The sequence below is a fragment of the Mesocryomonas fontinalis genome (genome assembly GCF_055730125.2).
This window is the reverse complement of sequence record NZ_JBUZWG020000008.1, coordinates 213,505-238,930: the sequence shown is the minus strand read 5'-3', so window position 1 is coordinate 238,930 and position 25,426 is coordinate 213,505. Positions and strand designations below refer to the sequence as shown.

The following is a 25,426-nucleotide window of genomic DNA, read 5'->3' as shown; positions in this document are numbered from 1 at the left end:
ATCGGGAGCGGCGATGCCCTGCTCGATGCCGTCTCGGGCTCGCTGATTACCGAACTAAAACGTCCGTTCCACCTCCGATCCGGCGAAGTGGTGGCGCATGTTGGCGGCTCAATCGGCATGACCACGGTTCCTCCATCCGCCGGGAGCGCTAGCGAAATCCTGCGGCATGCCGACGTCGCTCTATACGAAGCCAAGAATCAGGGCCGCGGGAAATCGGTACAGTTCCGGCCGGCTATGGAGGACGGCCGAAATGTCCGTGAGATCTTGAAGAACGATCTTCGTTCCTTGCTGGGCATCCAAGCGAGCGGTGATCAGCGCACGATACCGCAGGGCATTCCGCAACGAGCCGAACGCCAGGAAGCCGGAAGCCTCGAGCTCTATTTCCAGACCATCCACAGTGCTGCCAAGGGTCACAATGCCACCGGCGCGGAAGCGCTGATCCGATGGAATCATCCGAAGCACGGCCTGCTCGCCCCAGCTAGCTTCATTCCGCTAGCGGAGGAAGGCGGGATGATCGAAGCGCTCGGATTTTGGGTACTGCGCGAGGCTTGCCGAGCTGCAAGGAACTGGTCAGCCGCTACTTTTGTCGCGGTTAACGTCTCACCTCTACAGTTGCGAGTTCCGGGTTTCGTCGAAGAAGTCGGAAAGGTGCTGCTTGAAGAGGGCTTGGCGCCCTCGCGGCTCGAGCTTGAGGTAACGGAATCTGCGCTGATTGCCGATAGCTGCGATGTTGCCGCTACCTTGGAGCGCCTGCGAGAAAGAGGGATTCAAATCTCCCTCGACGACTTCGGCACTGGGTACTCTTCTCTCAGCCATCTGATGCAGTTTGGGATCGACCGAATAAAGATCGACCGCTCGTTTGTTTCCTTACTCGACACACGGGCAGACGGAGCAGCAATTGTATCCGCGCTCATCAGCCTTGGGCGTACGCTCGGAATATCAACGACCGCCGAAGGGGTCGAGACCGAGGCACAGCGAGATTTCCTGGTCGCCCTCGGTTGCACGGATCTGCAGGGTTATCTGTTCTCAAGACCTAAGACTCTGAGTTCACTAAGGCGGATGACCGGCTTCTACCAGCCAACAGAAAGGAAGCTGATATCGACGCTTCCACCGATCTTCTGATTTATAATCTGCGTATGTGGTAAAGCCTATCGCCCCGATGCGCGATGACAGGGGATGGTCCAGTCTGCCAAACGGTCCGGCAATTTTACCTACTCATGCAGCGTTTGCGTAACGCAACCGATCTTCTCGGCGCTAGATACCAAGGCCACCCATCTCGACGGGTGATCCGCTTTAGGGAGCAAACGTTTTCGTCGTCCTGCTTATCATCGTTCCGTCTTCTCAACAGATGGAGCCTTCGACAAACCCGGGGCGGTTTAGTAAGCCAAAGCATTCGTCGATCGTAATGCTTAGGCTGTTAGCTATGCAATAGAGCCTACTCGCACTAACACGATTAGCACCGCTCTCGTATTTCTGAATCTGTTGGAAGGTAACGCCAATCTGCTCAGCGAGAGTTGACTGGCTCATGCCTATGGCTAAGCGACGCGATCGGATTGCCGCGCCTAAGCTCATATCGATCTCGCACATGGTCTTCGTTTTCAGCCCTTACGCGACTGGTAGGGCAGACGCGGTCACCCAAGGGAAGCGTAATTCAGCTGCATTTCTACCGCAACGCAGAATTGTGTAGCCAGGCCGCGCTTGTCACCGCTAGGTCCAATATCACGGTGGATGCTGCGGGTGAAGCCGTGCAGTCCAAGCGATACTGGGCTCCGGCAGCCCATTGCGCTAATGACGTGGGTGCTATCCAACTCTCGCCGCTTTATAAGCGCTGAGCTTGAGCCATCAGTGTCTTGCTGGTTGCAGGTGCATCCGCGGGACGGCCGAAGAAATAGCCCTGACCCAGGACGCACCCCATTTCCCGCAGGCGGGTTGCCTGCTCTCTCGTCTCAATGCCCTCTGCAACGATGCGGATATCCAGTCGACGACCGATCCGTATCAGCGCCTCGACGATGACCTCGCTCGGCAGATCTGTCTGAAGGCGATCAACAAATGACTTGTCGATCTTGATGATGTCGACAGGGAATGTCCGCAAATGTGTGAGGGACGCAAATCCCGTACCGAAGTCGTCGAGCGCGACCAGCAGGCCCCGTTGCCTCAACCGTTGGATTGCCTCGATGATGCCGCTCGTCAGACCGTCCATGAAGACGGCTTCCGTTACCTCGAGGACGATGTGTTTCAGAGGTACCTGTTCGCTGTCGAAGGCTTCGGAAAGCAATTGCTCCAAGTCACCCCGTGCAAAGTCGACGGCCGAGAGATTGATCCCGACATGCTGGAACTTGATGCCGCTGTCGATCCAGGAACGAAGATCCTGGGCTACCTGAGCCAGCATTTGCCGGGTCAACCGGCTGGCAAGCAATGGTTCTGAGAAAACCTCCTGAAAGCATCCTGCAGCCAACATCGCGCCGTCGCTTGTGATGACTCTAGAGAGCGCCTCAAGCCCGACCACCTCCTCGGTGTCGAGCCTGACCAGTGGTTGATAGAAGGTCGCTACGCGGCCTTCATCCAAGGCGCATGCCATCGTTTCGACGACGTTCGCCGTACGGATCAAGGCGGAACGGAATGCGGGATCAAAGGCCGCGTAGCCGCCGCGATTATTCGCCTTTGCCTGCTGCAGAGCCAGCCCGGCATTCTGGCGAAGGGTGCAACCGTCCTCCCCATCTGCACCAAACAGGGCACCGCCGATGGATACTTGGGGCTTCGCGTCACCAATTCCGGGCATCGTCATGCTCGCTAGAACATCAAATGCAATCGCCTGAAGATCGAGTTGGCTTCGGCAGCCAAGGCAAATAATGGCAAACTCGTCGCTGCTCAGCCGAAAGACGCAATCCCCGGCCGACAGCGCTTGAAGGCGGGCCGCGACCTCACAGATCACCTGATCGCCGGCTGCGTGGCCCTTCGTGTCGTTCGTCCGCTTGAGGTGATCGATATCGAGGAGAAGGAGGCCAAAGCCCAACCCCGAATCTTTTGCAAGGCGTTCAAGCACCTGGGCAAAAGACCGCCGGTTTGGAAGCGCTGTCATCTCATCATAGAAGGCAAGACGATGTGATTGCTTCCGGCTATCCGCTAGCTCTCGGCTGAGGAACGATGAAACGTCCAGTTCGAAATTCTCGAGCACGCTCATTTGCAACCTTCTCAAGAACAAAGGTGAATGCGTAGCTGGATCGATGAGAGTCGAGGCCACCAACGGCGTAAACCACCGGTGGCCTCAATGGCCGCTACTGCAGAAGCTTGCAGAGCTGAACGAGGCTGAACTCGAAGCCGTTCGGGTCGCCGAGAACACCGCGACACTGACGCTTCATCGCGCGCTGTTCTCTGCTGCTCATTTCACTGTAGCGTTGCAGACCCCGTGACACAGCCGCGCTTGGTCTCCCGATGCCGCGAATTCCGCGGTTGCCGGTGAGGATGCCAGTGCGGGCCCCAGGAAGAGGGTTGGCCTTTCCAACGCCCAGGCCGTTTGTATTGCCGGGGCCATTGGCTGCTCCGCCTGACGAGCCAATACCAGCTCCAAGTCCATTGCCACCGCCCGAAGTGGCACTGCTGGAAGTGCTGCGGGTGCCGCCGCCAATGGAAGCGCCCACGCCAACCCCGATACCGGAGTTTTCGCCCACGCTGGCACCCACGCCGGCGTTGACCCCCTGGCCGCCACCTACGGATGCTCCAAGGCCGGCATTAACGCCCTGAGATCCGCCGATGGAGGCGCCGCCGCCGGCATTCACACCGTCGCCGCCGCCGATCGAGGCACCGGCACCGGCGTTAACACCGCTGGAGCCGCCGACAGACGCCCCCAATCCAGCGTTCACACCCTGAGACCCGCCAACCGAAGCGCCCGCACCGGCGTTTACTCCGTCTAATCCGCCGAGGGAGGCACCAACGCCCGCGTTGACGCCACTGCTTCCGCCAGTTGATACGCCGGCGCCAACGCCAAGACCGCCGGAACCGCCAACGGCGCTACCAAGGCCACCGACCGCACCACCAACGGCGTTCCCCACCCCGCCGACGGCTCCGCCTATTGCCCCGCCCAAGCCACCAAGGCCATTGCCGCCACCGTTTCCTCCGCGGCTTGAACCTCCACCGCCGAACTCAGCTTGCGAAGGGCTAGTAAGTGTCAAAATGCTGCACGCCAGGATAGCTGCAGACACACGTAACATACGGTTTTGCATCGCTTTAATCTCCCAGTGCGAAACTGCACTAACAACCCAAGCGATTGTTAGCCTGCAACGTTCCGGGAAACGAAGAGCTAGGATTAACGGTAAGTAAGTATGAGAAAGTGATGTTTTTCGGCTGTGATTTCTTTTTTGTTAGGGCGGCACGCGCTCGTCCGGTAGAGCCATCAAGAGATCGATAATTGGATCGAAGAGCCAGAGCTGAACACTAGCACCTCCACAACTGAACGCGTGTCCCAGCCGATTAGTATCTCGACATCAGCAATGCGTTCGGCGGCGTCCTCTTGTGCTTGTTACTAGCCGATGACGCCTTGGGCTTCTCACAGGTCAACAGGTTGGTGTGGGGTGTTGAACATAGCTTCCAACTTGGAGCATCAGGCAGCCAGTATGCGACGTCGCCGCTTCTTCAGAGAACAAGCTCCGCTCCCGAAGCTGGACGGTCGCCCCGGCTTAGTCCGGAAAGCGAAAAGCCCATTCCGACCAAGTCGGAATGGGCTTCTGTAAGTCCTGCGATCAACCGTTCTGCGACCAGCAGGAGAACGGGACTGAAGCGGCCTAGCGGACCGAGATTACGTCGCCGGAGCGGCGGTCGATGTCGACTCGGATGTCGCGGCCGCGGCGATCTGTGCCCAGCACAGTATAGGTTCGGCGCGACGAGCGAACGTCGTCAACCTCTCGCACGCCTTCTCCGCGGGCGATCCTCGCGGCTTCGCGTTCGCTGATCTCACGTTGGTCACGGCGCTCGTTACGCGGCGGGCCACGGCGGTCGCGGTCCGGTTCCATTACGCGTACGCCGTCTGGTCCGATCTGGATATTCTGCGCAAGAACGGGTGTGCCGACGGTGACCGCGCCCAAGGCAAGCAGGCCAATGGTCCAGAATCTTTTCTGCATAGGAATTCCTCTTTTCTTCCAACGCGATCCGCGTCATTCTTGATGCATTTAAACAGTTCACTCGATCCATAGTTCCGTGCACCACCTGATCCTTGTCTGTGCCCTCTAGCATTGTAGCCGTCGAAAATCAGACCGCTTAGCTTCCGATCTTTAATGGCCCTTGTCCGATCCAGACGTCAGCAAAGCAATTCATTCGAACAGCGCCCTCCCGTGCCATTTTGCTGTGAAATGATCAGCGGTTTCGTCGTGCAACTCTTCGAATGCGAAACGTCTTGTCGCTCCACGCGAGACATTCCGCGAGGTCGACGTCATCTTTTGGTTCGGCAATGGAAACTGGCCGGGCCAGCGGACCGACTACTTTCTTGGCAGGAAGGCTCTGCTGGTCGGCGCGCCGCAACTTTTCGCCGGCCAACGCGCGGCAACCTCCCTCTGTGACATTCGACGCCACCGGTTGATCTGCCACGCGCAAACACCGATCCGATGGGAAAACTTTTTCTCATATTACGGAGCTAATGCCGTGTACCTCCGCGTGGCACAGCTCGGCTACTATTCGCTGGTGATTCATGCGGGTGGGATCGGGAGGGCGCTTCCGATCGAGCATGTTTTCGAGCGTCATCAGAGAGGCTCAGCCGCTACGACTGCTTTCGGTCAAGCCGAGATTTTACTTGAACGTCCGGGATGGGCGCAAAGCGGAAATGATTTCCTCTGAGCCCTAACGTAACCGCCTCGTTCCAAATGGCCGCGGAGACCAGCCGGCAGGCGCGCTTACGGCAAACGCTTTTTAATAATCTGTTACGACACCTGCCCCTGCTCCGCGAGAAAGTCGAGCAAGGCCCTTGCCCGCGCCGGCAGTCTGGCGGACTGACCTATGAAGACGGCGTGGAAGGCTTCCTCGTTGCCGGGATTGACCCCTCGAGGATCGGCACGAGCCGGCCCTCCGCGATGTCGTCGCGGATGGTGAAGGCGGCCAAACGCGCAGGGCCGGTTCCGGCGAGCGCCATGCGCCGAATGCCCTCGCCGTCGCTCATCCGGACGCGGCCGACGGTCGGCAGCACGATCTCCTCGCTCTCGACCGTCTTGAGCGGCCAGCCCTTTACGGCGCGGGCATAGCCGAAGGCGAGGCGGTCCTGCCGTTCGAGGTTCTCGATCGTTTCGGGCAAACCGTGCCGCTCGATCGAGGCGGGCGCGGCGACGATCACCATGCGGGTCGATCCGAGCTTCCTCACAATCAGGCCTGGGTTCGGCATCGGTCCGGCACGGATGGCGATGTCGGTGCGGTCGGTGAGCAGATCCACGACGAGATCGGTCTGGAAGATGTCAAGATCGATCTCGGGATAGAGGTCGAGGAACCGCGGCAGGAGCGGCGTCAGGATGTGAACGATATAGGAGGCGCTAGAGTTGATGCGCACCCGGCCCGCCGGACGCTCCCCAGGCCTGGCGGAACGCTCGGCCTCGCCGAGATCGGCGAAGATCGCGACGGAGCGCTCGTAGAAGGCCCTGCCCCCCTGGCGTGAGTTGAAAGCGGCGCGTGGTGCGGTGGACGAGCCGCGTGCCGAGCCACGACTCCAGCCGAGCCAGGAGCTTCGACACGGCGGAGGCTGGGACGTGGCCGGCTCGGCGTCGCCGGTGCGATGCAGCGCCGTGATCTCGTCCGGCTGGAGGGTGGCGTCGGATTGGTCAGGGACGAGGGCCAGCGTTTCCTCGCCGACTTCCGCATCGACGTCGCGGGACTATGCAAGGGCAAGCGACCGCTGTGCCGGTCGTGCCTAGACTGGAGCGAAGGCCGTCCGCATTTGGCGGGCAAGCTCGGCGCCGCGATCCTCGATCGCTCGGTGGAACTCGGCTGGCTCGTTCACACGCCGAAGAGCCGAACGCTGCGGATCAGTCGACCGGGCGAGCGCGGCTTTGCCGAGACGTTTCGATGCGAGCCGGTTTGGATGGCGGCATCAGCGCCAAGGCACGGCGGCGCCGCCGCGACCGCGTCTGGAAATGATTTCCACGGTCCCGCCGGATTCACTCGGCAGCCCGCAGCGACGTCTGGATGATCGTTGCAACAGCAAACGGCGTTTGATGGAGTAATGGCCGTTCTCCGCCCCCCTTCGTCGACCCGTCAACCTGATCACCATCAAACTACACGGCATCTTGACGCTTGTCAGACGACGATGAGCCGAAGCGTTCGGACCCGCGTGGAGACCGACGCAGCGAGGCTTCCATGAATGTCACGCCGACGAACCAGCTTAGTGCTTCCCACGAAGGTGCGGCTTTACCTGGAAGTCCCAGCCAGCTTCATACCGATCGATAAGATCGCTGACCCGATGATCGGCGCCACCACGATCGAAGCCGTGTTCGACCAGCCGTCGAACGATCTCTCGATGGATGTGAGAGAGCCCGACTTCGTTATCGTTCTCGATATTGAGGGTGATGAACCAATGAAGTGCAACGCGAGCGACATCGTCGCGTGACGGGATCCTCTTCAGCTTCTGCTCGGCGCGATAGGCCCGCTGGTATTCGGCCTGGCGTTGGTTGCGGATCGAAAGGCGGCTCGGCGCCGTGCCGCTGGCTCTGGTGCCGCGCGGGGTCTTGGGTGGCTTCGTGGTCGTGTCGGTCATAAGATGATCTCAAAAGGCGATAGTTCGCTTGCTGATGCACGGCCCTGCCGTTCGCAAACGGCAGGGCCCAAGTTGGCATCCGATCGGTGAAGGGTCTTCGATTGCTCGACGGCGCGGAGAGCTTTCAACCGCTCCTCGAACTTCACCGTCTCCAGATAGAGGTAGATCGAATCCCGGATGTTGCGTCGATACCGCTTCGGCTTGGGTGCCGTTGGTTCGGATGCAGCCTTCGCCAGTTTCGATTTCGTCTGCGCGGCCGATCCGGCGATCGGCTTCGGCGGCATCTGCGCTGCGGCCCCGATGAGCTTCTCGGTTACGGCCTTCATGTTCGGCGGCTTCGACGAGCCGGACTGTTTGGCGGGCTTCTTGGTCATCATGGTGTCCCTCGATTGTTGTGACGTGCGGTCCCGCCGTTCGCGCACGGCGGGACCGATAGGCATCAGACGCGATCAGCCCGGGCCGTTCGATCCGATGACGCTGGCCTCGGCGCGGTTTGCCTTCCCGGCCATGTCCGCGACCGCAGCGTTCGCCGTGACGTCGGAGCTCCGGGCGAGCGAGAGGTTGAAGCGCTTGGGCTTCGGCGCCACCACGACGTCCGGCGCCGTGGCGGGCTTTACCTCGACAGCTTCGGCGGGTTCGGCTTCCGCCTCGACTGACGGCTCGACTGACGGCTCGACCTCGGGCATGGTCGGAGCGTCGATCACCGCGATCATCTCGGCCTCGCTCGTCAACTCCGGCTCGTTGACGTCGTCGCCGTTGAGGCCCTCGACCTCAGCGGCTGCCGCCACGACCTCGACCTGCCCCTCCGAGCGGATCGCGACGTCGGTACCGTCGATCGCGAAGGCGAACAGCGGCATGACCTCGTCCAACATCCAGGACTTCAGCTTGGCCGCGTCCGGCCAGCGCTCGATGTTAGCGAGCTTGCCGACCACCGACAGCACCATTGCCAAACGCTCGTCGGAGACCTCGGCGTGCCGGATCTGGTAGCCGATACGGAGCTGCTCGCCGTCTAGGCGGCAGAGGAGCTCGGTCAGCTCGCGCTGCAGGAGCTTGGCCACCGATGTGATCGCGTCCTCGAGTTCGCCCTTCTTCAGCTTCTTCTCGCCCGATGCCTCGATCGCGTCGCCGACCACCTGCCGGATCGTCTTCAGCCCGGCCATGACGCTCTTGCCCTGCTGGGCCGCCTTGGCTGCGGCGAGCGACTTCAGCCCGCTGAGGCCGCCCTTCGTGCCGAGCGCCGCCTCACCCTCGGGCGCTGCGCCGCTGCCGACGAGGTCCTGGACCTCGCGGACCTTCATCGGCTTGCCCGCCGCGAACGCGCCGAGCACCTGATCAACCTGCTCGGACGTTGCCGGGAGCAACTGGATCAGGACCGTCGGCGTCACCTGGTGGTGAACGAGCTCAGCTCGCCGGGCGCCGAGGGCAACGTGAACCCTCTTCCAGTTGTCGGCGAACTTCCAGCTCACCTTGCAGTGCCGGACGACGGCGACCTTCCAGTGCGCCTCGTCGGGGATCGCCTCGGCCATGTCGTGGAAGATCACGCCGAGGTCGAGCACGTTCTCGGTGGTCTTGCGTCCGATCGCCTCGACCTTCGCAACGCTCGTCTCCACGAGCTCGCGCACTTCGGGCTCGAGGGCGTCGATGTTGAAGTCCGGCTTCTTCTCCGGCTTCGGCGTCTTCACCTTGGGCTCGCCGTCCACCTTGGCCGTCGCTTTGCCCTTCTTGCCCCTGGCAGCCTTCTTGCCCCTGGCAGCCTTTGTTGCCGTCGGCTCCTTCTTCGCTTTCGCGCGGCGCTCCTTCTTCTCCGGCGCGGGCACGTCGCCCGCGTCGTCCGCGCTCGCGGGTCCGCTCACGTGCGCGGACTCCATCTCCTCGTGCGCGAGGGGCTCGCCGAAGGTCTCTGGCATGTCGTTGATGGTCATCATGGTCTCTCCTTATGTTGCCCTACCACAACTGGCAGCAACACAAGCAGAATAGCACGTTTATCTCCAGTAATCGAATGCGCTTATCCGGCTGCATGCTTGAGCAATCTGAGATATATTTGATAGTATTTAATGATAGGCGCCTCTAAAGACGATTTGCTTGTTGCAGTTAATTCTATTTCTACCCGTAACGACGGGACAACTTGTCCGGAATTTATTTTCGAGCGGGAGCCGAAGGCAACGACTGATGATCCGATACTGCGCGCTGGCTTGACGAACCGCACTCCATCGGCAGGTCATGGCAACGATCCTCATGTGGAAGTCATCAGACGAGTGCGTCGTCAGCCGTGAAGTTGAATTCATGTAAATGCGAAGCTAGCCAGAATGCGGCCTCCAAATTTAATTCTGAGGCTTGTTAGCGCTGTTTCGGACGCCATCAGGGCATCTTCTAATCCCTGCCCACCGCAACGGCGTTTGCGGTCGAATCACTTGCGTGAAGCTTCGCAACGGCAAGATCGATGTTCGCAACGATGATTCTGCCGTCTGCAACGCGCTTCCAGACGTTCGCAACGCCTGCACAGAGCTTTGCAACGAAGATGCGCAACTTGACTCAACTCATCTCAAATCAGCTCGACGTGCCGGGGCTTTGACTCGAAGTGCCGGGTACCGGTCGTGGCTTGGTCGCGCTGACGGCTGGAGGCCTGAAGCGACCATCCAAAGCTTCGCAACGGCGATCCACATGTTCGCAACGCCGGATCTCGGGTTTGCAACGGGAATGCGCAACTTGAGCTGACCTGAGTTGAGTTGCCCGCAACGTGCCACGCGTTGAGGGCACGTCATGTCGATGGAGGGCAATGCTCGCGCTGACGGGGATCAAGTTTTGGTCTGGATCTCGATTTGGATGGCGGTGCTGGCGCCGCCGGATACGAAGAAGCCGCCGAGAGTTTCCTCCGGCGGCTCAGCGTCCCTTGCGGGCAGTGCGGCTCCCTCTTGCCAACTCGCCAGTACATCCTTGGTCGGACGGCCGCTGGAAGCCCTTGTTGCGCGACAGCCCGTTGGTGCCGGGCGCGCTGCACCTGACCAAGATGGGTACAGCTTCTCCCTTGCGCAAGCCTGTCAGTGAACTGGCTTATGTGTCGGGTGCCGGAGGCCCCAGTCGGTAGAAGCGGCTGAGGGTTCGGGCATAGCCGTGTTGGGGCGCGAACAGGTGAAGCTGCGAGGTGACGGTGCGAGCACCACTGCGCAGCTTGGGATGCCCGTAGACCTCGCCCGTTAGGCAGGGCTGCATCCGCATGCCGAGCGCCCAGTGTTCGAGAACCGGAGCGTTGGCGAGATCCCTCAGTGTCGGATGCAAGCCGTCGTCGATGCGTGCGATGTCACGCTGCAGTTCGGTCAGAAGGTACAACTCCCTGTCCATGTGAAGCGCGGTGCCATTCGGCATGATGATAATGCTCATGGCGCAAGGTCCTCGGTCGTCAGGTCGATTGGATGGGCGGCAAACACGGCGGCGATCTCCTTGGCATTGAGGCTACCTGCATCCGTCAGCGTGTCGGCGAGCGCCAGCAGGCAGGTCCTGTTCGCCGCGATCGTGTGCGATGCCAGCGAGAACGCCGCTTCCAGGCGGCGATGGACGACGTGGCTTAGAGGGTCGTCTCGAAGAAGCAGAAGCTCGGCACCATCCATCGAGCGATGCAGCAGGGGCCGCTCGGCGCCGTAGCCGAGCTCGATCTCCATCGACAGCGCGAGACGTGTAGCGTTGGCGAGATCGCTCGTCGGCGATCCGCCGGAGCCGCTCGTGGTATTGCCGAAGACGATCGTCTCCGCGGCGCGCCCGGCAAGAGTCACCGCGATCAGCGCCATCACCCAGTCTTCGGACTGCACGACGTCGAGATCGAGCATGGCCTCGGCATAACCGCCGCTGGCCGCCTCGACGCTCAGACCGACCTCGGTGCCGATCTTCAGCGCGCGGCGAACGAGAGCGTGGCCCGCTTCGTGGATTGCCATGCGGTAGCGGAGCTCCTTCGGACGTTTGGGACGGCCCTTGGCGAGGCCTGCGGCGAGATCATCATGGCTGAGACTTCTGCCGTGTCGCCTTGCCGTGCCACGGGCCTCGCGCACCAACCGCTCGATGTCAGCGCCGCTGAGACCGACAGCCTGCCGGGCAAGCTGCGTGAGCATGGTCTCGATCTCTTCCCGGCGATGCGGCATCGGCGATGCCGGCTTTGCTGTTGCGACGACGGCGGCAAGATCGGGTCCGAGGTGATGGGTGAGGATCCCAGCCAGCGCATCGCGATCGGGCATGGGAATTGCGATCTGCGTTTCCCAACGGCCCGAACGCTTCAAAGCCTCGTCCATCGCCTCCGGCCTGTTGGTGGCGCCGACGATGATGACTCCTTCCGCCTTGGCCGCGCCGTCCATCAGCTCCAAGAGCTTGTTGACCAGCGCATTCCAGTAGTCGGCGAAGTCGCGATCCTGGGGCTGGCGTTTGCCGATGCCGTCGCACTCGTCGATGAAGAGGATTGAGGGCGCGTTGCGGCGAGCGTTCTCGAAGGCGGCATTCATCCGGGTAATGACGCTGCCGAGGTAGCCCGACTCCAGCCAGGTCGAGACCGACGAGACGTGAAGCGGCAGATCCAGAGAGTTGCAGAGCGCGCGGGCGAAGGTCGTCTTGCCCGTGCCGGGCGGTCCCGATAGCAGCAGCCGCGAGCTGAGCTGGTCCCAAGGCAGCATGCCTTCGCGCCAGAGGGCGAGATCAGCCTTCAGGTCGAGCGCCCAGTCGCGCGCAGCGCCGAAGCCCGCCAGGGTCTCGACCTCGAGGCGATAGGGCTGCGTCACGACCTCTGGCAGGATAACCTCAGTACCGGAAGCCGCAACGGCATCTGCCTTGCTCTTCTCGGAGCGGCTTTTCCCCTGCCGCTCCATGCCTGTTGCCGAGAGGCTGCTTGCCTTCCGATCCCAGTCACGATCACCTTGCGAACCAGCCCGCCCACCGAACTGTGCTGCGGCTGCGGCGCCCCCGTCTTCCCCATCCTCGCTTCCAGCGCTCAGAAGGTGCTCCAGCATCTGAATGGTCCTGCCGACCGAGACGCCGGGACGGATCGCGACCGAGAGATCGGCGACAGAGAGGCGGGCAAGATCGAGGGACGCGGCTTCGAGGGCGGACAGGACCAAACTGACCTCGTTCCCAGCGACCCTCGCTGCCGTCTCTGCGATGACGTCGTCACCGAGCGCGCCGACATGCACCACTTGATCTGCCGCCAGCGACAGCAGCGAGGAGATCGGCGTGTTCTCTGCGATGACCAGGAGCGGATATCCGGCACGCGCGATATTGGCGATCCGGGTGCGCATCGCGCCGATTGCGGGGTCAACGGGTTCATCTGCGTCCGGCTCGCAGAGCATGGTGACGATGCGCCAGCGGATGTCGAGATCATCGGAGAAGCGAACGTGACCGCCGGGCCGGACGTATCCGACGTCGATTGTCTGCGTGCGACCCGGCAGGATGGAGTCCGCATCGAGCAGGCGGAGCAAGGACGCCGCAAAGCCGCTCACGCTGGCGCTGATCACGACAACCGAGCTCGGCCGATTGAACAGAGCGGCGAGATCGTCGACCACCATGTTGTTCTGGCGCAGACCCTGTTCGAGAAGCACCAGCGTTGCGACGTTCTCGGCAACGGTATGCTCGCCAAGGGCGTAGTGGATCGCGAAGACGGACGCTGTCGAAGCTGCGTCCAGGCGACGCTTGCTGCCCGTCGTCTTACCCTTTGCGGCCGCCATCAGACCGATCCCTCATTGAGGGAACGCCCGGCGCCGGTCTCGATGAGACCCTTGGCCGCCAGCCAGTCGAGGACGAGGCGGCAGGTCGGGTCCCCGGCCTCGGCGTGGCGGCCCAGGTGGTTGGCGAGAACGGCCGGAAAGCGATGGGGGACGCTCCCATCGCCCTGAGCTGCGACCGCTGCAACGTAGCGCTCGTGTCGCGGGGCGGTCCACAGCGACAGACCGATGATCAGGGCGGGATCGTCGAGGTCCGACGGCTTGCTGGAAGCTTCTGCCTCGAGGCCCGCGTCGACGGTGTTTGTGGCGGTGTGGGCGGACAGCGGGGCGCGGACGGACTGAGGCGACCGCGGATTGCCGACGGACCGGAAGGCCACGACGCTCGTCGGCGTGCCGTTGACCTGCAGGCTGGAGGGGTCGGCGTTGATGATGTTGGGCATGAACATGGCTTTCCCGTGCGCTGCGCCAGCGTTGAAGCGGCTGCGGCGATGATGAGGTCGAGGATGAGGGACAGACTGCCGCTGAGACCGGAGGGATCCTCAGCGGCAGCGGATCGGATCAGGCGTCGAGGCGCGCTCGCGCGAAGCCGACGCGGATGGTGCACGGTATGTGCGGAGCCGCGGAGCGGAAATGATTTCCGGTCCGGCCGCCACCGACATAGACGCCGGGTGACGTCGACCACGGCAGCGATGCGCCGTCTGCGCCGAGGTCGTCGGCCGCGGCGTTGCCGTGGAGGATGGCCTGCGCTGGCAGCACCGTCTCGGCGCAGTTCATTCGCATGCGCTTGGCTGGTCCGGTCTCCGCCTCAACAAGGCGACGCGCTTCGGTCGAGAGCAGTGCGCGGATCTTGACACCGAAGCGTCGGCGCACCTCGGCCAACGTCTCGGCGGCGCCGTCGACCTCGATGAGGTCGTTGATCTCATCCATTGCCCAGATGCCGTTCTCATGGTCGCTCGGTGCGCTTGCCCCGTCGACTATGGCGATGCCGACTGTGTCCACCATCAGCCGCATGTGCTCCTTGTAGAGCCAGTCCGGCAGGATCAGCGATGTCGCCAGCATTTTGGTCTTCAGCTCGGCCAAACGGTGGGTGTCGAGGTAGGAAGCGATCGAGCGTTTTACGTCGAGGATGGTGGCGCTGTGATAGCGGCGGTTCACCAGGACAATGTCCGGCGTGTAGGTGACACGGGTCCGGGCATCGGCGTCGAAGCTGAGGCCCTTCAGTGTGCCGCCGCGGTTGAGGGCAATCGCCTCCAAAGCCGCAGGCGTCACGGGCAGCTTCAGCGACTGCGACAGGATGACGAGGTCGGGATTGCGCTGTCCGATGCCGATGATCGCCTGCTCCAGCAGCTTGCCCTCGTGGGCAGAGACCGAGCGGATCAGCGCGGCGAGGCCGACGTAGTCGCCTAGGATCGCATCTGGGGTCGGCGTGCTGGCGGTGATGGCCGCGACGGCCTTGTCGATCAGCGCCGCGAGGTCGGCCTCGATGTCGCCGAATGCGATGCGGTAGGAATAGCGGGCACGCTCGGCCACGGCCGAGGCGGCACCCTTCGAAGAAAGACGCATGAAAAGTCCCTTGGATGAGGGAGATGATCGGCGCGAGCGCAGCCGGGCACGTCGGCGCCGGTGAGGGCGTCGGGCGGACAAGGCCGTGGCGACAAGGCGGGGCGGAGTGCCACGGCCTGCGTCAGCGTCGGGTGATCATCTCGAATGGATACGGAAGGACGAAGAGGCCGGAGCGCCTAGGCGCGGGCGGCCGTCTGCAAGCGCGCTATGGCGCCCTGCAATCCCTCGGGCACAGCGGCGCCGCGATCGTCGTTTCCAAATCTTCCCTCGAAGGGACGAAGCAGTTATGGCTCGTCATAGCCCAAGACCTCTCAATCAGGTTGCGGGTTAGGCCCTCGTTTGGTGTCTCACCACCAGCGGGGGCCGCATTGTGTCGACTTGGGGTGATCCCAAGCTCAAGACAATACCTGAGCCCTTCAACCACCGATCGCAAGGCGTCGAACAAAGCTCGGCGCCAGGATGGTTAACGATGGGCTCGAGAACGGTCGGCCTCATCCTCAGTCGAACGCTTAAATCCGATAGTGATCCGCTTTACAATTGTTAGGCTTTGTTCCGCTATCTAACCTCTCAATCATGCGGGGGAGAATGGCATGCACCTCTTCGAGAAACAGATGTTCATCTGCGATGAGGGTCGCGATCCGCACTACGCCCTAGCGCTCGGCACGGGCTCCGGTGGGGCAAGGCCTGCTCTTGACTGGCTAGAAGGTGAATGGACACCGGTCCGGCATTGCTTCTCGTTCAATTTCGGCCGCGAGCATCTGGGCCTTGCCATCGGCGACTGCGAATGGCTCAGTCCAGAAGCTCTGAGGCCGTTGCTGAAGACGATGGAGGAGCTGGCCTATACCGCCGACTACATGAGCATGGCTCTGCCGGAAGGTGGTCTGGTGGTTTTGGCGACAAAGCGGGTCGCCAGCAGCGCACTCGCCGTCGCCTACTCTACTTGGTTCGCGGGCCGGATGCAGGTCGGGATGTCACGCTACTGTGGCCCGGTGCTGTGGTTCGGAACGTTGCAGATGTGGGAGCCGCCCGTCGACCTGATCACGAAGATCGATCGCTACGCGCGCGCCAAGAAGTCGGCGGCCTGGGGACCGGGCCGCATCTACCTGGTCGACTCCAAGGAATTCGAGGAATGCGACTGTGAGGTAGAGCCCGAACTCTGGCTAGAGGAGATGCAGGCAGTCAAGTTGCCGCGGGCAAGCCTGCTTCTCTGAACAAGGGAGCGGTGCCAAGAACCTCGATGTTGTTGCCCCCGAATGGTAGGACAGTACCAGACGGATTTCCGGGACGCGATGAACTCGTGGGGTGAGAGATAGCCGAGCGCCTAATACGGGTTAACGGCATCGTAATGCTTGAACCAGATCGGCAACGCATCGATGAAGGTTCGAGCGTCCAGAAGGGAAGAGACGCGGGGGTAGTCGCGCGTAATTGTCCGGACGAAGGCCTCGGCCATGCTTTGGATTGCGGGCTGTGGACGGGCGTGGTCTTGGGCTTCAGCCCGATCTCCCGTGCCAAACGCTTAGTTTCGCCCGCGATATAGCCCGAGGCGTTGGCGTCAAGCCATTAGATTGTCTGCGGCAGGCGGTTCACGCCAAACGGGCCTCGACGGTGAGGAGCATGAGGTCTTAGATGTCCTCGCCCTTGATGCCCTCGTTCGTGGCGATGACGCCAATGCCTCGCGGTCGAAGCAGTCGAGCACTGTGCAGACGGTGCTCATCGCGAACCGTCCTTGGGTCACCACAGCGAGCCCAACAGCGCTTATCCAAACTGCCATCTTGGCTCGCACTGCCCTCCGCATGGTTTCCGGCACCGTTGACGTCGGCCCGTAACCTGGGCACAAAACTAATGCCCATTGTGGCGGCGAAAGCCGAAACCGGAAGTGTTTACCTAGACTTGCTTTTCCTCTGGCTGAGAATCCAGGTTCCCCAGCCAAATATTTTCAAAATATTTCCGTGAGTCGGATTTTACAGATCGACAGATTTCGGTCTGCGTGGTCGTTCGTTGTTGCAACAAGTTCGCTGGTTCTCGGGCTGTGACTGGCTGCCGGCGCTTGGATGCGAGAAGCGGCGAGTCATGGCTGGATCGTTACTGACTCCAGAGGCGGTGTGAGGTGTCGGGTCTCCTTGGACCAACCACAGCCCTCGGCCTCGCGAACACATCACTCTGCATACACCACGGCGCCGGGTTAGAGTTGCGCGACTTTCTTGCGACGGCAGTCCTCTGTGGGTCAGGAAAAACCTACGCGGAGACTGCGACGGTGAGGTTGCAGGCCTGGCCATGCCGGTCGATCAGTTCGGCGACGAAGCCGTCTTTCTTGGCCTTCTCGACGAAGGAGGAGAGGAAAGCGGCGCCTGCCGGTCGGCCACGCCGTATTCCGATCGCCTGCTGGATCGCAAAGAAGCCGCCCTCCAGGACGCGCGCACCGGGAAGTTTCTCGGCATCTTCGACAAGGCGCGGGCGGAGGCCTGCGAGCACGTCCAGTTGGTGCTCGACAAAACGCGCGTAGGACGCGTCTATCCCGGCCGATCGAACGAGTTCCGCCTGACTGATGTTGCGCTCCAGCCAGAGGTCGTACGCGGTCCGGGCAGCGACGGAAATCCGGATGTCGGGCTGGTCGACATCCGCAATGCTTGCGATCGGCGAGCCCGCCGGCACGAGGTAAGTTGCCTCGATTTCAACGTAGGCGCTGGTGAAGTCGATGAATTCCGATCGTGCGGGATCCGCCCCGATGAGGCCGATATCCCAGACGTCGTCGCCCGCGGCATCTGCCAGCAGACCTGGTGACGCAAACGGAATGAGATCGACGGGGACGCCGAGCCGATCAGCAATTGCCTTGCCCATGTCTGGAGAGATGCCGGTTGGATCGCCTTTCGGGTCGGTGCCGGTGACCAGCAGGAAATTGGACAGGTTGACGCCGACCCGCAGTCGGCCCGTGGGGGCGAGATCGAAAAGGGCGGCATCGAGCACCGGGGCACCTCGCACGACAGAGAGATAAACTTCTCGGAACGGGATAATTAGAACGTCGGAGCGTTCACATCGACCGCCAACCGATCATGGCAATACGTCCGCATTCCGTTGTGCAAACCGGCACGATCGGGGTCAAGCAGGAAGGGCCAGCCAGTAGGGCTGCCCCGACGCCAGCTTCTCGATCGGCTGGCGCTGGGCGGTTGCTATCCGCGGTGGTGGAGGATTTCCCGGAGGTGGCCGAGTTCTACCGCGTGAGCGGATCGGTGGATTATCTGCTGGGGCCGTCGCACCCGATGTCGCGGCCTTTGACGCCGTCTACGAGAAGCTCGACCGAAATGAAAATCCGCATCAGTCTAGAAATATAGTGGAATTATCTTGTCGGGCTCTCGACGGCTGCCTTATCTTCTCCGGTGTCCCGGCGAGCCCCGCTGGTGCCGTCGGCGACGGGCAATAGGGTCGCTTCGGCAACTGAACCTTACCGTTGCGCGCGTGCCACCGGCCGCGCCTTTGTGGAGAGCTGGCCGATGAGCATCGACACCCCCGACAAGATCAACGTTCTGTGGTTCCTGCCGACGCATGGCGACAGCCGCTATCTCGGCACCAGCGAAGGCGGCCGCTCGGTTGATCTACCCTACCTCAAGCAGATCGCCCAGGCGGCGGACGGGCTCGGCTATTACGGCGTGCTCCTGCCGACCGGACGGAGCTGCGAGGACTCCTGGGTCGTCGCCTCGGCGCTGGTGCCGTTGACCGAGCGGCTGCGCTTCCTCGTCGCGGTGCGCCCCGGCCTGCAATCGCCGACGCTCGCCGCCCGGATGACCGCGACGCTAGACCGCATCTCCAACGGACGCCTGCTGATCAACGTCGTCACCGGCGGAGATCCGGTCGAGAACAAGGGCGACGGCATCTTCCTCAGCCATTCCGAGCGCTACGAGGTGACGCGCGAGTTTCTCGAGATCTACAAGGCGGTGCTCGCCGGCGAGACGGTCGCCTACAAGGGCAAGCATTTCGAGATCGAGGACGGGCGGCTTCTGTTCCCGCCGGTACAGACGCCGCATCCGCCGCTCTATTTCGGCGGCTCGTCCGACGCCGCCAACCAGGTCGCTGCCGAGCAGATCGACAAGTATCTGACCTGGGGCGAGCCACCGGCGCAGGTCGCCGAGAAGCTCGACGTCATCCGCCGCCTCGCGGACGCAGAAGGGCGCAAGGTGAGCTTCGGCATCCGCCTGCACGTCATCGTCCGCGAGACCAATGCGAAGGCCTGGGAAGCGGCGGAGGAACTGATCAGCCGGCTCGACGACCAGACCATCGCCGACGCGCAGAAGGTGTTCGCGCGGATGGATTCGGTCGGCCAGAACCGGATGAGCAGCCTGCACGGAGGCCGCCGCGACAGGCTGGAGGTCAGCCCCAACCTCTGGGCCGGCGTCGGCCTGGTGCGGGGCGGCGCCGGCACCGCGCTGGTCGGCGACGCGGAAACCGTCGCCGAGCGCATCGACGAGTATCGCCGGCTCGGCATCGACAGCTTCATCCTCTCCGGCTACCCGCATCTCGAGGAGGCCTACCGTTTCGGCGAACTGGTGCTGCCGCATCTGCCGCTCGCTCACGCATTGCCACGGCAAGCGTCTTCGGTGAACATGGGACCGTTCGGCGAGTCGATCGCCGGCGACAGGCGCCCAGAGCTGAAGGCCAGCCAATCGTGACAGAAGGCCATTCTCCGGGCCGCAAGACGGTCGTCATCATCGGTGGCGGCTGTTCCGGCTCGGTCGTCGCGCACCATCTGGCGACGGCGCCGGAGATGCCGGGCCTGGACATCACCGTCGTCGAGCCGCGGCCGGCACTCGGGCCGGGGCTCGCCTATTCGACCGAGGAGCCGGCGCACCGGATCAACGTGCCGGCCTCGAAGATGAGCCTGTTCTCCGACGATCTCGTGGATTTTACCCGCTGGCTGGCGAATGCTGCGCTCGCGCCGGCGGACGCCGTCGATGCGACGGGAGAGGCCTATCCCCGGCGCGCGGTCTTCGGGCGCTACCTCGCCGAACGGATGGCGCCGCTGGTCGCGTCCGGCCGCATCCGGCAGGAACGGCAGCGGGCCGAGACCATCGCCAGCCGCGGCGATGGCCGGTTCGACGTCGGGCTTTCGGACGCGCAGACGCTCCTTGCCGACATCGTCGTGATCGCCACCACCCATCCGCCGCCGGCCGTTCCGGCTGCGCTGGCGCCGCTCGTCGGCCATCCCGGCTTCATCCCCGACGTCTATGCCGAGGGCGCTTTGCGCGGCGTCCTGTCAATGGACCGGGTGCTCGTCGTCGGCAACGGGCTGACGGCCGCGGACGTGATCGCAGCGCTGGACGGACGCGGCCATATCGGCCCGATCACCAGCCTGTCGCGCAACGGCCTTCGCTCGCGCGGCCATGCCGAAACGCCGCAGGAGCCGTTCGGCGACTTCACCACAGCGCCCGAGACCAGTGCCCTGGCGCTGCTGCGCCGCATCCGCCGGACGATCGAGGCGGGGAAGGCGCAAGGTGCCAGCTGGCACTTCGTGCTGGATGCCGTGCGCAACCAGGGACCGGAGATCTGGCGGGCGCTTCCCGTAGCGGAGCGGCGCAAGGTCGTGCGACGGCTGCGCAGCTTCTGGGACGTCCACCGCTTTCGCGTCGCGCCACAGGTGGCGGCGGTGCTGGACCGGCGAGCACGCGACGGCAGCTATCTCTCGCTGGCCGCCTCGCTGCGATGGGCCCGCCCGACCAGCGAGGGCATCGAGGTCGCATCCCGCCGGCGCGGATCCGGCTCGATCCGCACCGCCATGGTCGACGTGGTGATCAACACCACCGGCCCCGCCCACCGCAGCGTCGTGGAGCGCGCGCCGCTGCGCAGCCTCTTCGACGCGGGAACGGTGAGCCTCGACGAGGTCGGCCTCGGCCTTGCCGTCGCCGAGGACGGGCGGGCGCTCGACGGGGACGGCAAGCCGGTCGCCAACCTCTATGTCGCGGGCCCCCTCGCCCGCGGCACGGTCGGCGAGCTCATGGGTCTCTATGAGGTTGCCCGCCACGCCGTCGAAGTTGCCGACGCCATTCGTCTGGCGGGCGGCGCAGCGCGGCCGCGCGCCGGCGAGCCATCGGCCCATTTCAGCCAGGGGAACCGGACGCCTGCGCCCCTCGCGAAGGCCGCCGTCGGCGTCTGAGGCTTTCTCGTCGAGCACGTCCGGCAGCGGCGCAAGACGCACGAAAAATCTAATTCAGTCTACCAATTTGGTAGATTATTAGTGTCGCAGCCGACCGGCGGATCGTAGCGTCTCTCTGGCAGAGGAGATCATGCGCCGCTGCCCATCCTTCCCCCAGGATGCCCTCTCACCGCCCGGAGCGATTTTCATGAAGCCATCCCTTTTCGGTCGTTCCGTTCTCATTGCAAGCATGCTCGCGCTGCTGTCGAGCGCGGCTTCCGCTGCCGAGCTGAAGGAGATCACGGTCGACTGGGCGACGTACAATCCCGTCTCGATCCTCCTCAAGAACGAGGGGTTCCTGGAAAAGGAGTTCGAGAAGGACGGGATCAGCGTGCGCTGGGTGCAGTCGGCGGGTTCGAACAAGGCGCTGGAATTCCTGAATGCCGGCTCGATCGATTTCGGTGCCTCCGCCGGCGGCGCGGCGCTCGTCGCCCGCATCAACGGCAATCCGATCCGCTCGGTCGGCGTCTATTCGCTGGCAGAATGGACCGCGCTCGTCGTCCCGGCCGGCAGCCCGATCACCAAGGTCGAGGACCTGAAGGGCAAGCGCATCGCGGTGACCCGCGGCACCGATCCGCACATCTTCCTCGAACGCGTCCTGGCGGATGCCGGCCTCTCGGACAAGGACGTGACGCTCGTGCTGCTGCAGCATGCCGACGGAAAGCAGGCGCTGCTGCGCGGCGACGTCGATGCCTGGGCCGGCCTCGACCCGCTGATGGCCTCGGCGGAGATCGAGGACAAGGCCGTGCTGTTCCTCCGCAAGCCCGAATACAACAGCGGCGGCGTCCTCAGCACGCCCGAGACCTTCGCCGCCGAGCATCCCGACATCGTCAGGCGCGTGCTCGCGACCTACGAGACCGCCCGCCAGGAAGCCGTCGCAAAGCCCGATGTCCTCGAGGAAGCGCTGGTCGCCGCGACCAGGCTGCCGCCGGAGGTCATCCGGCGCCAGCTCGAGCGCACCAAGCTGACGACGTCGCGCATCGACGATGCCGAGCGCAACGCCATCCTCGGCGCGGGCCTCGCTCTGCAGAAAGCCGGGCTCGTGGCAGCCGATGTGAAGGTGAGCGAGGTCGTCGACCAACTCGTCGACGACAGCTTCGCGCCGCCGAGCCAGTGAGCGTGCGGGTGGATCGATCGGCTAGCCTCGGGATGACGCCGTGAGCTCGGTTGCAAGGCTCGCTCTGCCCGACGAGGCCGCCGCTGCGAAGCCGGCATCGGCGCTGCGGCCCCGCCGCTATCAGGTTCCGCTCGGCTGGATCATCCCGGTCGGCCTCGCTCTGTTCTGGGAGCTGGCCGTCTGGGCCGGCTGGTCGAACGGGCGCCTGATGCCGCCGCCTTCGCGCATTCTGGAGTCGCTCTGGGCGCTCGCCCGAACCGGCGAGCTGACGACGCACGTCGCGGCGACCGCCACGCGCGTCGCCTGGGGATTTGTCGCAGGTTCGCTGGCCGGCATCCTTGCCGGGGCGCTGACCGGGGCCGTGCCCCTGGCGCACCGGGTCCTCGATCCGACCATCCAAGCCCTGCGCGCCATTCCCTCGATCGCCTGGGTCCCGCTGTTCATCCTCTGGTTCGGGATCTTCGAGACGTCGAAAGTCGTGCTGATCGCCGCCGGCGTCTTCTTTCCCGTCTATCTCGGCGTCGCCACGGCCGTCCTCTCGGTGGACCGGCGGATCGTCGAGGTCGGCCGGGCCTTCCGGCTCTCGCGCACCGCCATGATCCGCCGGGTGCTGCTGCCCGCCATCCTTCCGCAGACGGTGACGGCGCTGCGCACCGGTCTCGGCCTCGGCTGGATGTTCGTCGTAGCCGCGGAGTTCATGGGAGCGTCAGAGGGTCTCGGCTACCTCCTCGTCGATGGCCAGCAGCTCGGCAAGGCCGACCAGATCGTCGCCGCGATCCTCGTCTTCGCCGTCCTCGGCAAGCTGACCGACCAGGCGCTCGCCGCCGCAGCGCAGCCCTTCCTGCGCTGGCAGGACCGCCATCAGGATGGCATCTGATGCTCGTCGCCGACAATCTCACGCGCACATACCGCAACGGCACGACGGCGCTGAGGAACGTCTCCGCCGACTTCCCCCCGGGCGGCATCACCGCCATCGTGGGCGGCTCGGGCTGCGGCAAGTCGACCTTGCTGCGGCTGCTGGGTGGCCTCGACCGGCCGGACCAGGGCGAGGTCCTGTTCGACGGCCAGCCGATCCTCGCCCCGCATCCCGACATCGGCATCGTGTTCCAGGAGCCGCGGCTGATGCCCTGGCTCACCAATGCCGGAAATGTCGAGTTCGGCCTGTCGGACCTGCCGCGCGCGGTGCGCCGCGAGCGGGCGGCGGCCGCGTTGAAACGTGTGCGGCTCGAGGATGTCAGCGATCGCTGGCCAAAGGAATTGTCGGGCGGCCAGGCGCAGCGCGTCGCCATCGCCCGGGCACTTGTCACCGAACCCTCGGTGCTGCTCCTCGACGAGCCCTTCTCCGCCCTCGACAGCTTCACGAGGTCGAGCCTTCAAGCGCATCTGATCGAGCTTTGGCGCGAGAGCTCGATCACACTGGTGCTGGTGACGCACGATCTCGACGAGGCGCTGATCCTTGCCGACCGCGTCCTCGTCATGAAGCCGCGGCCCGGCCAGATCGCCGCGAGCTTCGATGTCGATATCGAGCGGCCGAGGCGTCGCAGCGATCCTATCCTCGACCGTCTGCGCGAGCAGATCAGCACGATCATCGAGGCCACGTCGACGATCGAAAGCCTCGCCTCCTGAGCACGCCAAAAAGAGGGTCGGCTTTGGGCACCCATCATCAGGATCAAGGTGCCCCAAAGCCCGTATGTCGTGCCGCGCCGCACGGTGCGATGGTTCGGTGACGGGGACGACGACGCCCGTATGAACCACCCCGCCTGGAAGTCTTGAGCATTCGTCCGCTCGAGGTGCCGGCGCCTACGAAGGAATTCACATGACCGCTTCCACACATGACATCGTCGACACCGCCGTCGCCGCGGGCTCGTTCTCGACACTCGTCGCTGCTGTGACGGCCGCAGGCCTCGTCGATACGCTGAAGGGCGCAGGGCCGTTCACCGTCTTCGCGCCCTCCGACGACGCTTTCGCCGCCTTGCCCGCCGGGACTGTCGAGTCCCTTGTGAAGCCCGAGAACAAGGAAAAGCTCACCGCGATCCTCCTGCTCCATGTCCTCCCGGGCAAGGTGATGGCAGCGGATGTCGCCGGAAAGGTCCTCGACCCCAAGACCGCGGGCGGCGCGACGGTTCACGTCGACGGCACCAATGGGGTGACCGTCGACGGCGCCAAGGTGGTTTCCGCCGATATCGCGTGCACGAACGGCGTCATTCACGTGATCGACACCGTCCTGCTGCCCAAGGGCTGACGACGAGACCTGTGGCCGCGGCGGGACCATGCCGCGGCCACCGGTTCGCGGGCTTTGCCGATAACCAATCGGTACGGCGTTGCGAGCATGCAGCGAGTTCGGCGGGGCACTGGATCATCGAGAGATCCAGGCGGTATGCGGCGCGATACGAAGTTGAAGCCATATGCGGAGCGGCAGGGCGCTAGAGGCCCGCCTCTACGGCAAGACGGATAAGGTCGGCCGTCGTCCTCAGGCCAAGCCGGTCCATCAGGATCGAGCGGTGCATCTTCACCGTCTTTTCCGCAAGATCGAGTTCGGCAGCGATCTGCTTGTTGAGGAGGCCGGTCGCGACGAGCTTCAACACCTGTCCCTGCCGCGGCGACAGCGCCTTGACCATCTCGGCGGCCCGGATGCGGCGCATGCTCGACGGTGCCTTCGCGTCGGCATCGAGCTCGACCTGCGAACCGAGGAAGTACAGGAGCGCGTCCTGCTCGTCGTAGATCGGCGCCACGAGGACCGCATTGCGGAACGGCTGGCCGCTGCGCTTGTAGTTCAGGATCTCGACGAGTACCGGACGATGCTCGCGCACGCCGCGGCGTATCTCCTCGGTCAGCCACGGCTCGGTTGCAGGTCCTGAAAGGAAGCGGCAGTTGCGCCCCACGACCTCGTCGACGGGATATCCCGTGAGCTGGCAGAACGCATCGTTGCAGGCGACGATCGGATTGTCAGGCAGCCTTGGATCGCTGATCACCGAAGGAATGGGGCTGTCGGTGACAAGGCGGATGTGGCGGTTCTGATGGGAAACAGCCCTCTCCCCCCGTTCCATCAATTTGCCCGCCTCGCCCATGCGGCTCACCTTACAGAGGGCGTGACGCGATGGCACTTAGATAATCTGTAGATCAAGCATGGTTCGGATGCTTCCCAGCAG

At 63.6% G+C, this 25,426-nt stretch carries 23 protein-coding genes; 9 read left to right on the top strand and 14 right to left on the bottom strand.

Annotation, left to right across the window (positions count from 1 at the left end; all coding sequences use genetic code 11):
- On the top strand, positions 1 to 1,122 hold a 1,122-nt coding region (locus tag ACZL02_RS19625; RefSeq protein WP_472940576.1), incomplete at its 5' end, for a putative bifunctional diguanylate cyclase/phosphodiesterase.
- Positions 1,123 to 1,341: 219 nt separating this feature from the next.
- On the opposite strand, the gene ACZL02_RS19620 is transcribed toward ACZL02_RS19625, so the two are convergent.
- The 5 genes from ACZL02_RS19620 to ACZL02_RS19600 all read right to left on the bottom strand — a co-directional run bounded on the left by ACZL02_RS19620 (position 1,342) and on the right by ACZL02_RS19600 (position 6,788).
- Positions 1,342 to 1,572, bottom strand: a complete 231-nt coding sequence (locus ACZL02_RS19620) for a helix-turn-helix domain-containing protein (RefSeq protein ID WP_472940584.1) — start codon at positions 1,570 to 1,572, stop codon at positions 1,342 to 1,344.
- 247 nt (positions 1,573 to 1,819) lie between these two features.
- Positions 1,820 to 3,181 carry a putative bifunctional diguanylate cyclase/phosphodiesterase gene (locus ACZL02_RS19615; protein ID WP_472940575.1) on the bottom strand — a complete coding sequence of 454 codons (1,362 nt, stop codon included), beginning with the start codon at positions 3,179 to 3,181 and terminating at the stop codon, positions 1,820 to 1,822.
- A 1,597-nt stretch (positions 3,182 to 4,778) separates the two neighbouring features.
- Positions 4,779 to 5,114 carry a PepSY domain-containing protein gene (locus ACZL02_RS19610; RefSeq protein WP_472940574.1) on the bottom strand — a complete coding sequence of 112 codons (336 nt, stop codon included), beginning with the start codon at positions 5,112 to 5,114 and terminating at the stop codon, positions 4,779 to 4,781.
- 866 nt (positions 5,115 to 5,980) lie between these two features.
- The gene (locus ACZL02_RS19605) at positions 5,981 to 6,523 is read right to left on the bottom strand and encodes a LysR substrate-binding domain-containing protein (protein ID WP_472940573.1); all 543 of its coding nucleotides are present in this window, start codon (positions 6,521 to 6,523) and stop codon (positions 5,981 to 5,983) included.
- Positions 6,507 to 6,788 carry a helix-turn-helix domain-containing protein gene (locus ACZL02_RS19600; protein WP_472940583.1) on the bottom strand — a complete coding sequence of 94 codons (282 nt, stop codon included), beginning with the start codon at positions 6,786 to 6,788 and terminating at the stop codon, positions 6,507 to 6,509. The genes ACZL02_RS19605 and ACZL02_RS19600 overlap by 17 nt, the downstream gene beginning before the upstream one ends.
- On the opposite strand from ACZL02_RS19600, the gene ACZL02_RS19595 reads away from it, so the two are divergent.
- Complete coding sequence (locus ACZL02_RS19595) at positions 6,746 to 7,159, top strand: hypothetical protein (RefSeq protein WP_472940572.1); 414 nt, start codon at positions 6,746 to 6,748, stop codon at positions 7,157 to 7,159. The genes ACZL02_RS19600 and ACZL02_RS19595 overlap by 43 nt on opposite strands.
- Before the next feature lie 192 nt (positions 7,160 to 7,351).
- On the opposite strand, the gene ACZL02_RS19590 is transcribed toward ACZL02_RS19595, so the two are convergent.
- From ACZL02_RS19590 to ACZL02_RS19560, 7 genes are all read right to left on the bottom strand, one after another.
- Positions 7,352 to 7,723 (bottom strand): hypothetical protein, encoded by a 372-nt coding sequence (locus ACZL02_RS19590; RefSeq protein WP_472940571.1) that lies wholly within the window; start codon positions 7,721 to 7,723, stop codon positions 7,352 to 7,354.
- Entirely contained in the window at positions 7,720 to 8,097 is a 378-nt protein-coding gene (locus tag ACZL02_RS19585) for a hypothetical protein (protein WP_472940570.1), read from the bottom strand. The genes ACZL02_RS19590 and ACZL02_RS19585 overlap by 4 nt, the downstream gene beginning before the upstream one ends.
- A gap of 75 nt (positions 8,098 to 8,172) precedes the next feature.
- Positions 8,173 to 9,645: a hypothetical protein gene (locus tag ACZL02_RS19580; RefSeq protein WP_472940569.1), complete on the bottom strand. Its 1,473-nt coding sequence runs from the start codon at positions 9,643 to 9,645 to the stop codon at positions 8,173 to 8,175.
- A gap of 1,129 nt (positions 9,646 to 10,774) precedes the next feature.
- Positions 10,775 to 11,101: a DUF6634 family protein gene (locus ACZL02_RS19575; protein WP_472940568.1), complete on the bottom strand. Its 327-nt coding sequence runs from the start codon at positions 11,099 to 11,101 to the stop codon at positions 10,775 to 10,777.
- The gene (locus tag ACZL02_RS19570) at positions 11,098 to 13,419 is read right to left on the bottom strand and encodes an AAA family ATPase (protein ID WP_472940567.1); all 2,322 of its coding nucleotides are present in this window, start codon (positions 13,417 to 13,419) and stop codon (positions 11,098 to 11,100) included. Before ACZL02_RS19570 ends, ACZL02_RS19575 begins: the two co-directional genes overlap by 4 nt.
- Positions 13,419 to 13,862, bottom strand: a complete 444-nt coding sequence (locus ACZL02_RS19565; protein WP_496258567.1) for a hypothetical protein — start codon at positions 13,860 to 13,862, stop codon at positions 13,419 to 13,421. The genes ACZL02_RS19570 and ACZL02_RS19565 overlap by 1 nt, the downstream gene beginning before the upstream one ends.
- A 112-nt stretch (positions 13,863 to 13,974) precedes the next feature.
- Entirely contained in the window at positions 13,975 to 14,979 is a 1,005-nt protein-coding gene (locus ACZL02_RS19560) for a hypothetical protein (protein WP_472940565.1), read from the bottom strand.
- A 590-nt stretch (positions 14,980 to 15,569) separates the two neighbouring features.
- Here ACZL02_RS19560 and ACZL02_RS19555 point away from each other — a divergent pair.
- Positions 15,570 to 16,190: a hypothetical protein gene (locus ACZL02_RS19555; protein ID WP_472940564.1), complete on the top strand. Its 621-nt coding sequence runs from the start codon at positions 15,570 to 15,572 to the stop codon at positions 16,188 to 16,190.
- 1,024 nt (positions 16,191 to 17,214) lie between these two features.
- Here ACZL02_RS19555 and ACZL02_RS19550 read toward each other — a convergent pair.
- Positions 17,215 to 17,943 carry an ABC transporter substrate-binding protein gene (locus ACZL02_RS19550; RefSeq protein ID WP_472940563.1) on the bottom strand — a complete coding sequence of 243 codons (729 nt, stop codon included), beginning with the start codon at positions 17,941 to 17,943 and terminating at the stop codon, positions 17,215 to 17,217.
- A gap of 524 nt (positions 17,944 to 18,467) precedes the next feature.
- Between ACZL02_RS19550 and ssuD the strand changes: the two genes are divergently transcribed.
- The 6 genes from ssuD to ACZL02_RS19520 all read left to right on the top strand — a co-directional run bounded on the left by ssuD (position 18,468) and on the right by ACZL02_RS19520 (position 24,519).
- Complete coding sequence (gene ssuD / locus ACZL02_RS19545; RefSeq protein ID WP_472940562.1) at positions 18,468 to 19,640, top strand: FMNH2-dependent alkanesulfonate monooxygenase; 1,173 nt, start codon at positions 18,468 to 18,470, stop codon at positions 19,638 to 19,640.
- Positions 19,637 to 21,121, top strand: a complete 1,485-nt coding sequence (locus ACZL02_RS19540; protein ID WP_472940560.1) for an FAD/NAD(P)-binding protein — start codon at positions 19,637 to 19,639, stop codon at positions 21,119 to 21,121. The genes ssuD and ACZL02_RS19540 overlap by 4 nt, the downstream gene beginning before the upstream one ends.
- Before the next feature lie 187 nt (positions 21,122 to 21,308).
- Entirely contained in the window at positions 21,309 to 22,277 is a 969-nt protein-coding gene (locus tag ACZL02_RS19535; protein WP_472940559.1) for an aliphatic sulfonate ABC transporter substrate-binding protein, read from the top strand.
- A 40-nt stretch (positions 22,278 to 22,317) separates the two neighbouring features.
- Positions 22,318 to 23,154, top strand: coding sequence for an ABC transporter permease (locus ACZL02_RS19530; RefSeq protein ID WP_472940558.1), 837 nt, complete (start codon positions 22,318 to 22,320; stop codon positions 23,152 to 23,154).
- Complete coding sequence (locus ACZL02_RS19525; RefSeq protein ID WP_472940557.1) at positions 23,154 to 23,903, top strand: ABC transporter ATP-binding protein; 750 nt, start codon at positions 23,154 to 23,156, stop codon at positions 23,901 to 23,903. The genes ACZL02_RS19530 and ACZL02_RS19525 overlap by 1 nt, the downstream gene beginning before the upstream one ends.
- A gap of 190 nt (positions 23,904 to 24,093) precedes the next feature.
- A complete protein-coding gene (locus tag ACZL02_RS19520) occupies positions 24,094 to 24,519 on the top strand; it encodes a fasciclin domain-containing protein (protein WP_472940556.1) in 426 nt (141 codons plus the stop codon).
- A gap of 181 nt (positions 24,520 to 24,700) precedes the next feature.
- Here the strand turns inward: ACZL02_RS19520 and ACZL02_RS19515 are convergent, their stop codons facing one another.
- Complete coding sequence (locus ACZL02_RS19515; RefSeq protein ID WP_496258568.1) at positions 24,701 to 25,216, bottom strand: LuxR C-terminal-related transcriptional regulator; 516 nt, start codon at positions 25,214 to 25,216, stop codon at positions 24,701 to 24,703.
- Between the last annotated feature and the right edge of the window lie 210 nt (positions 25,217 to 25,426).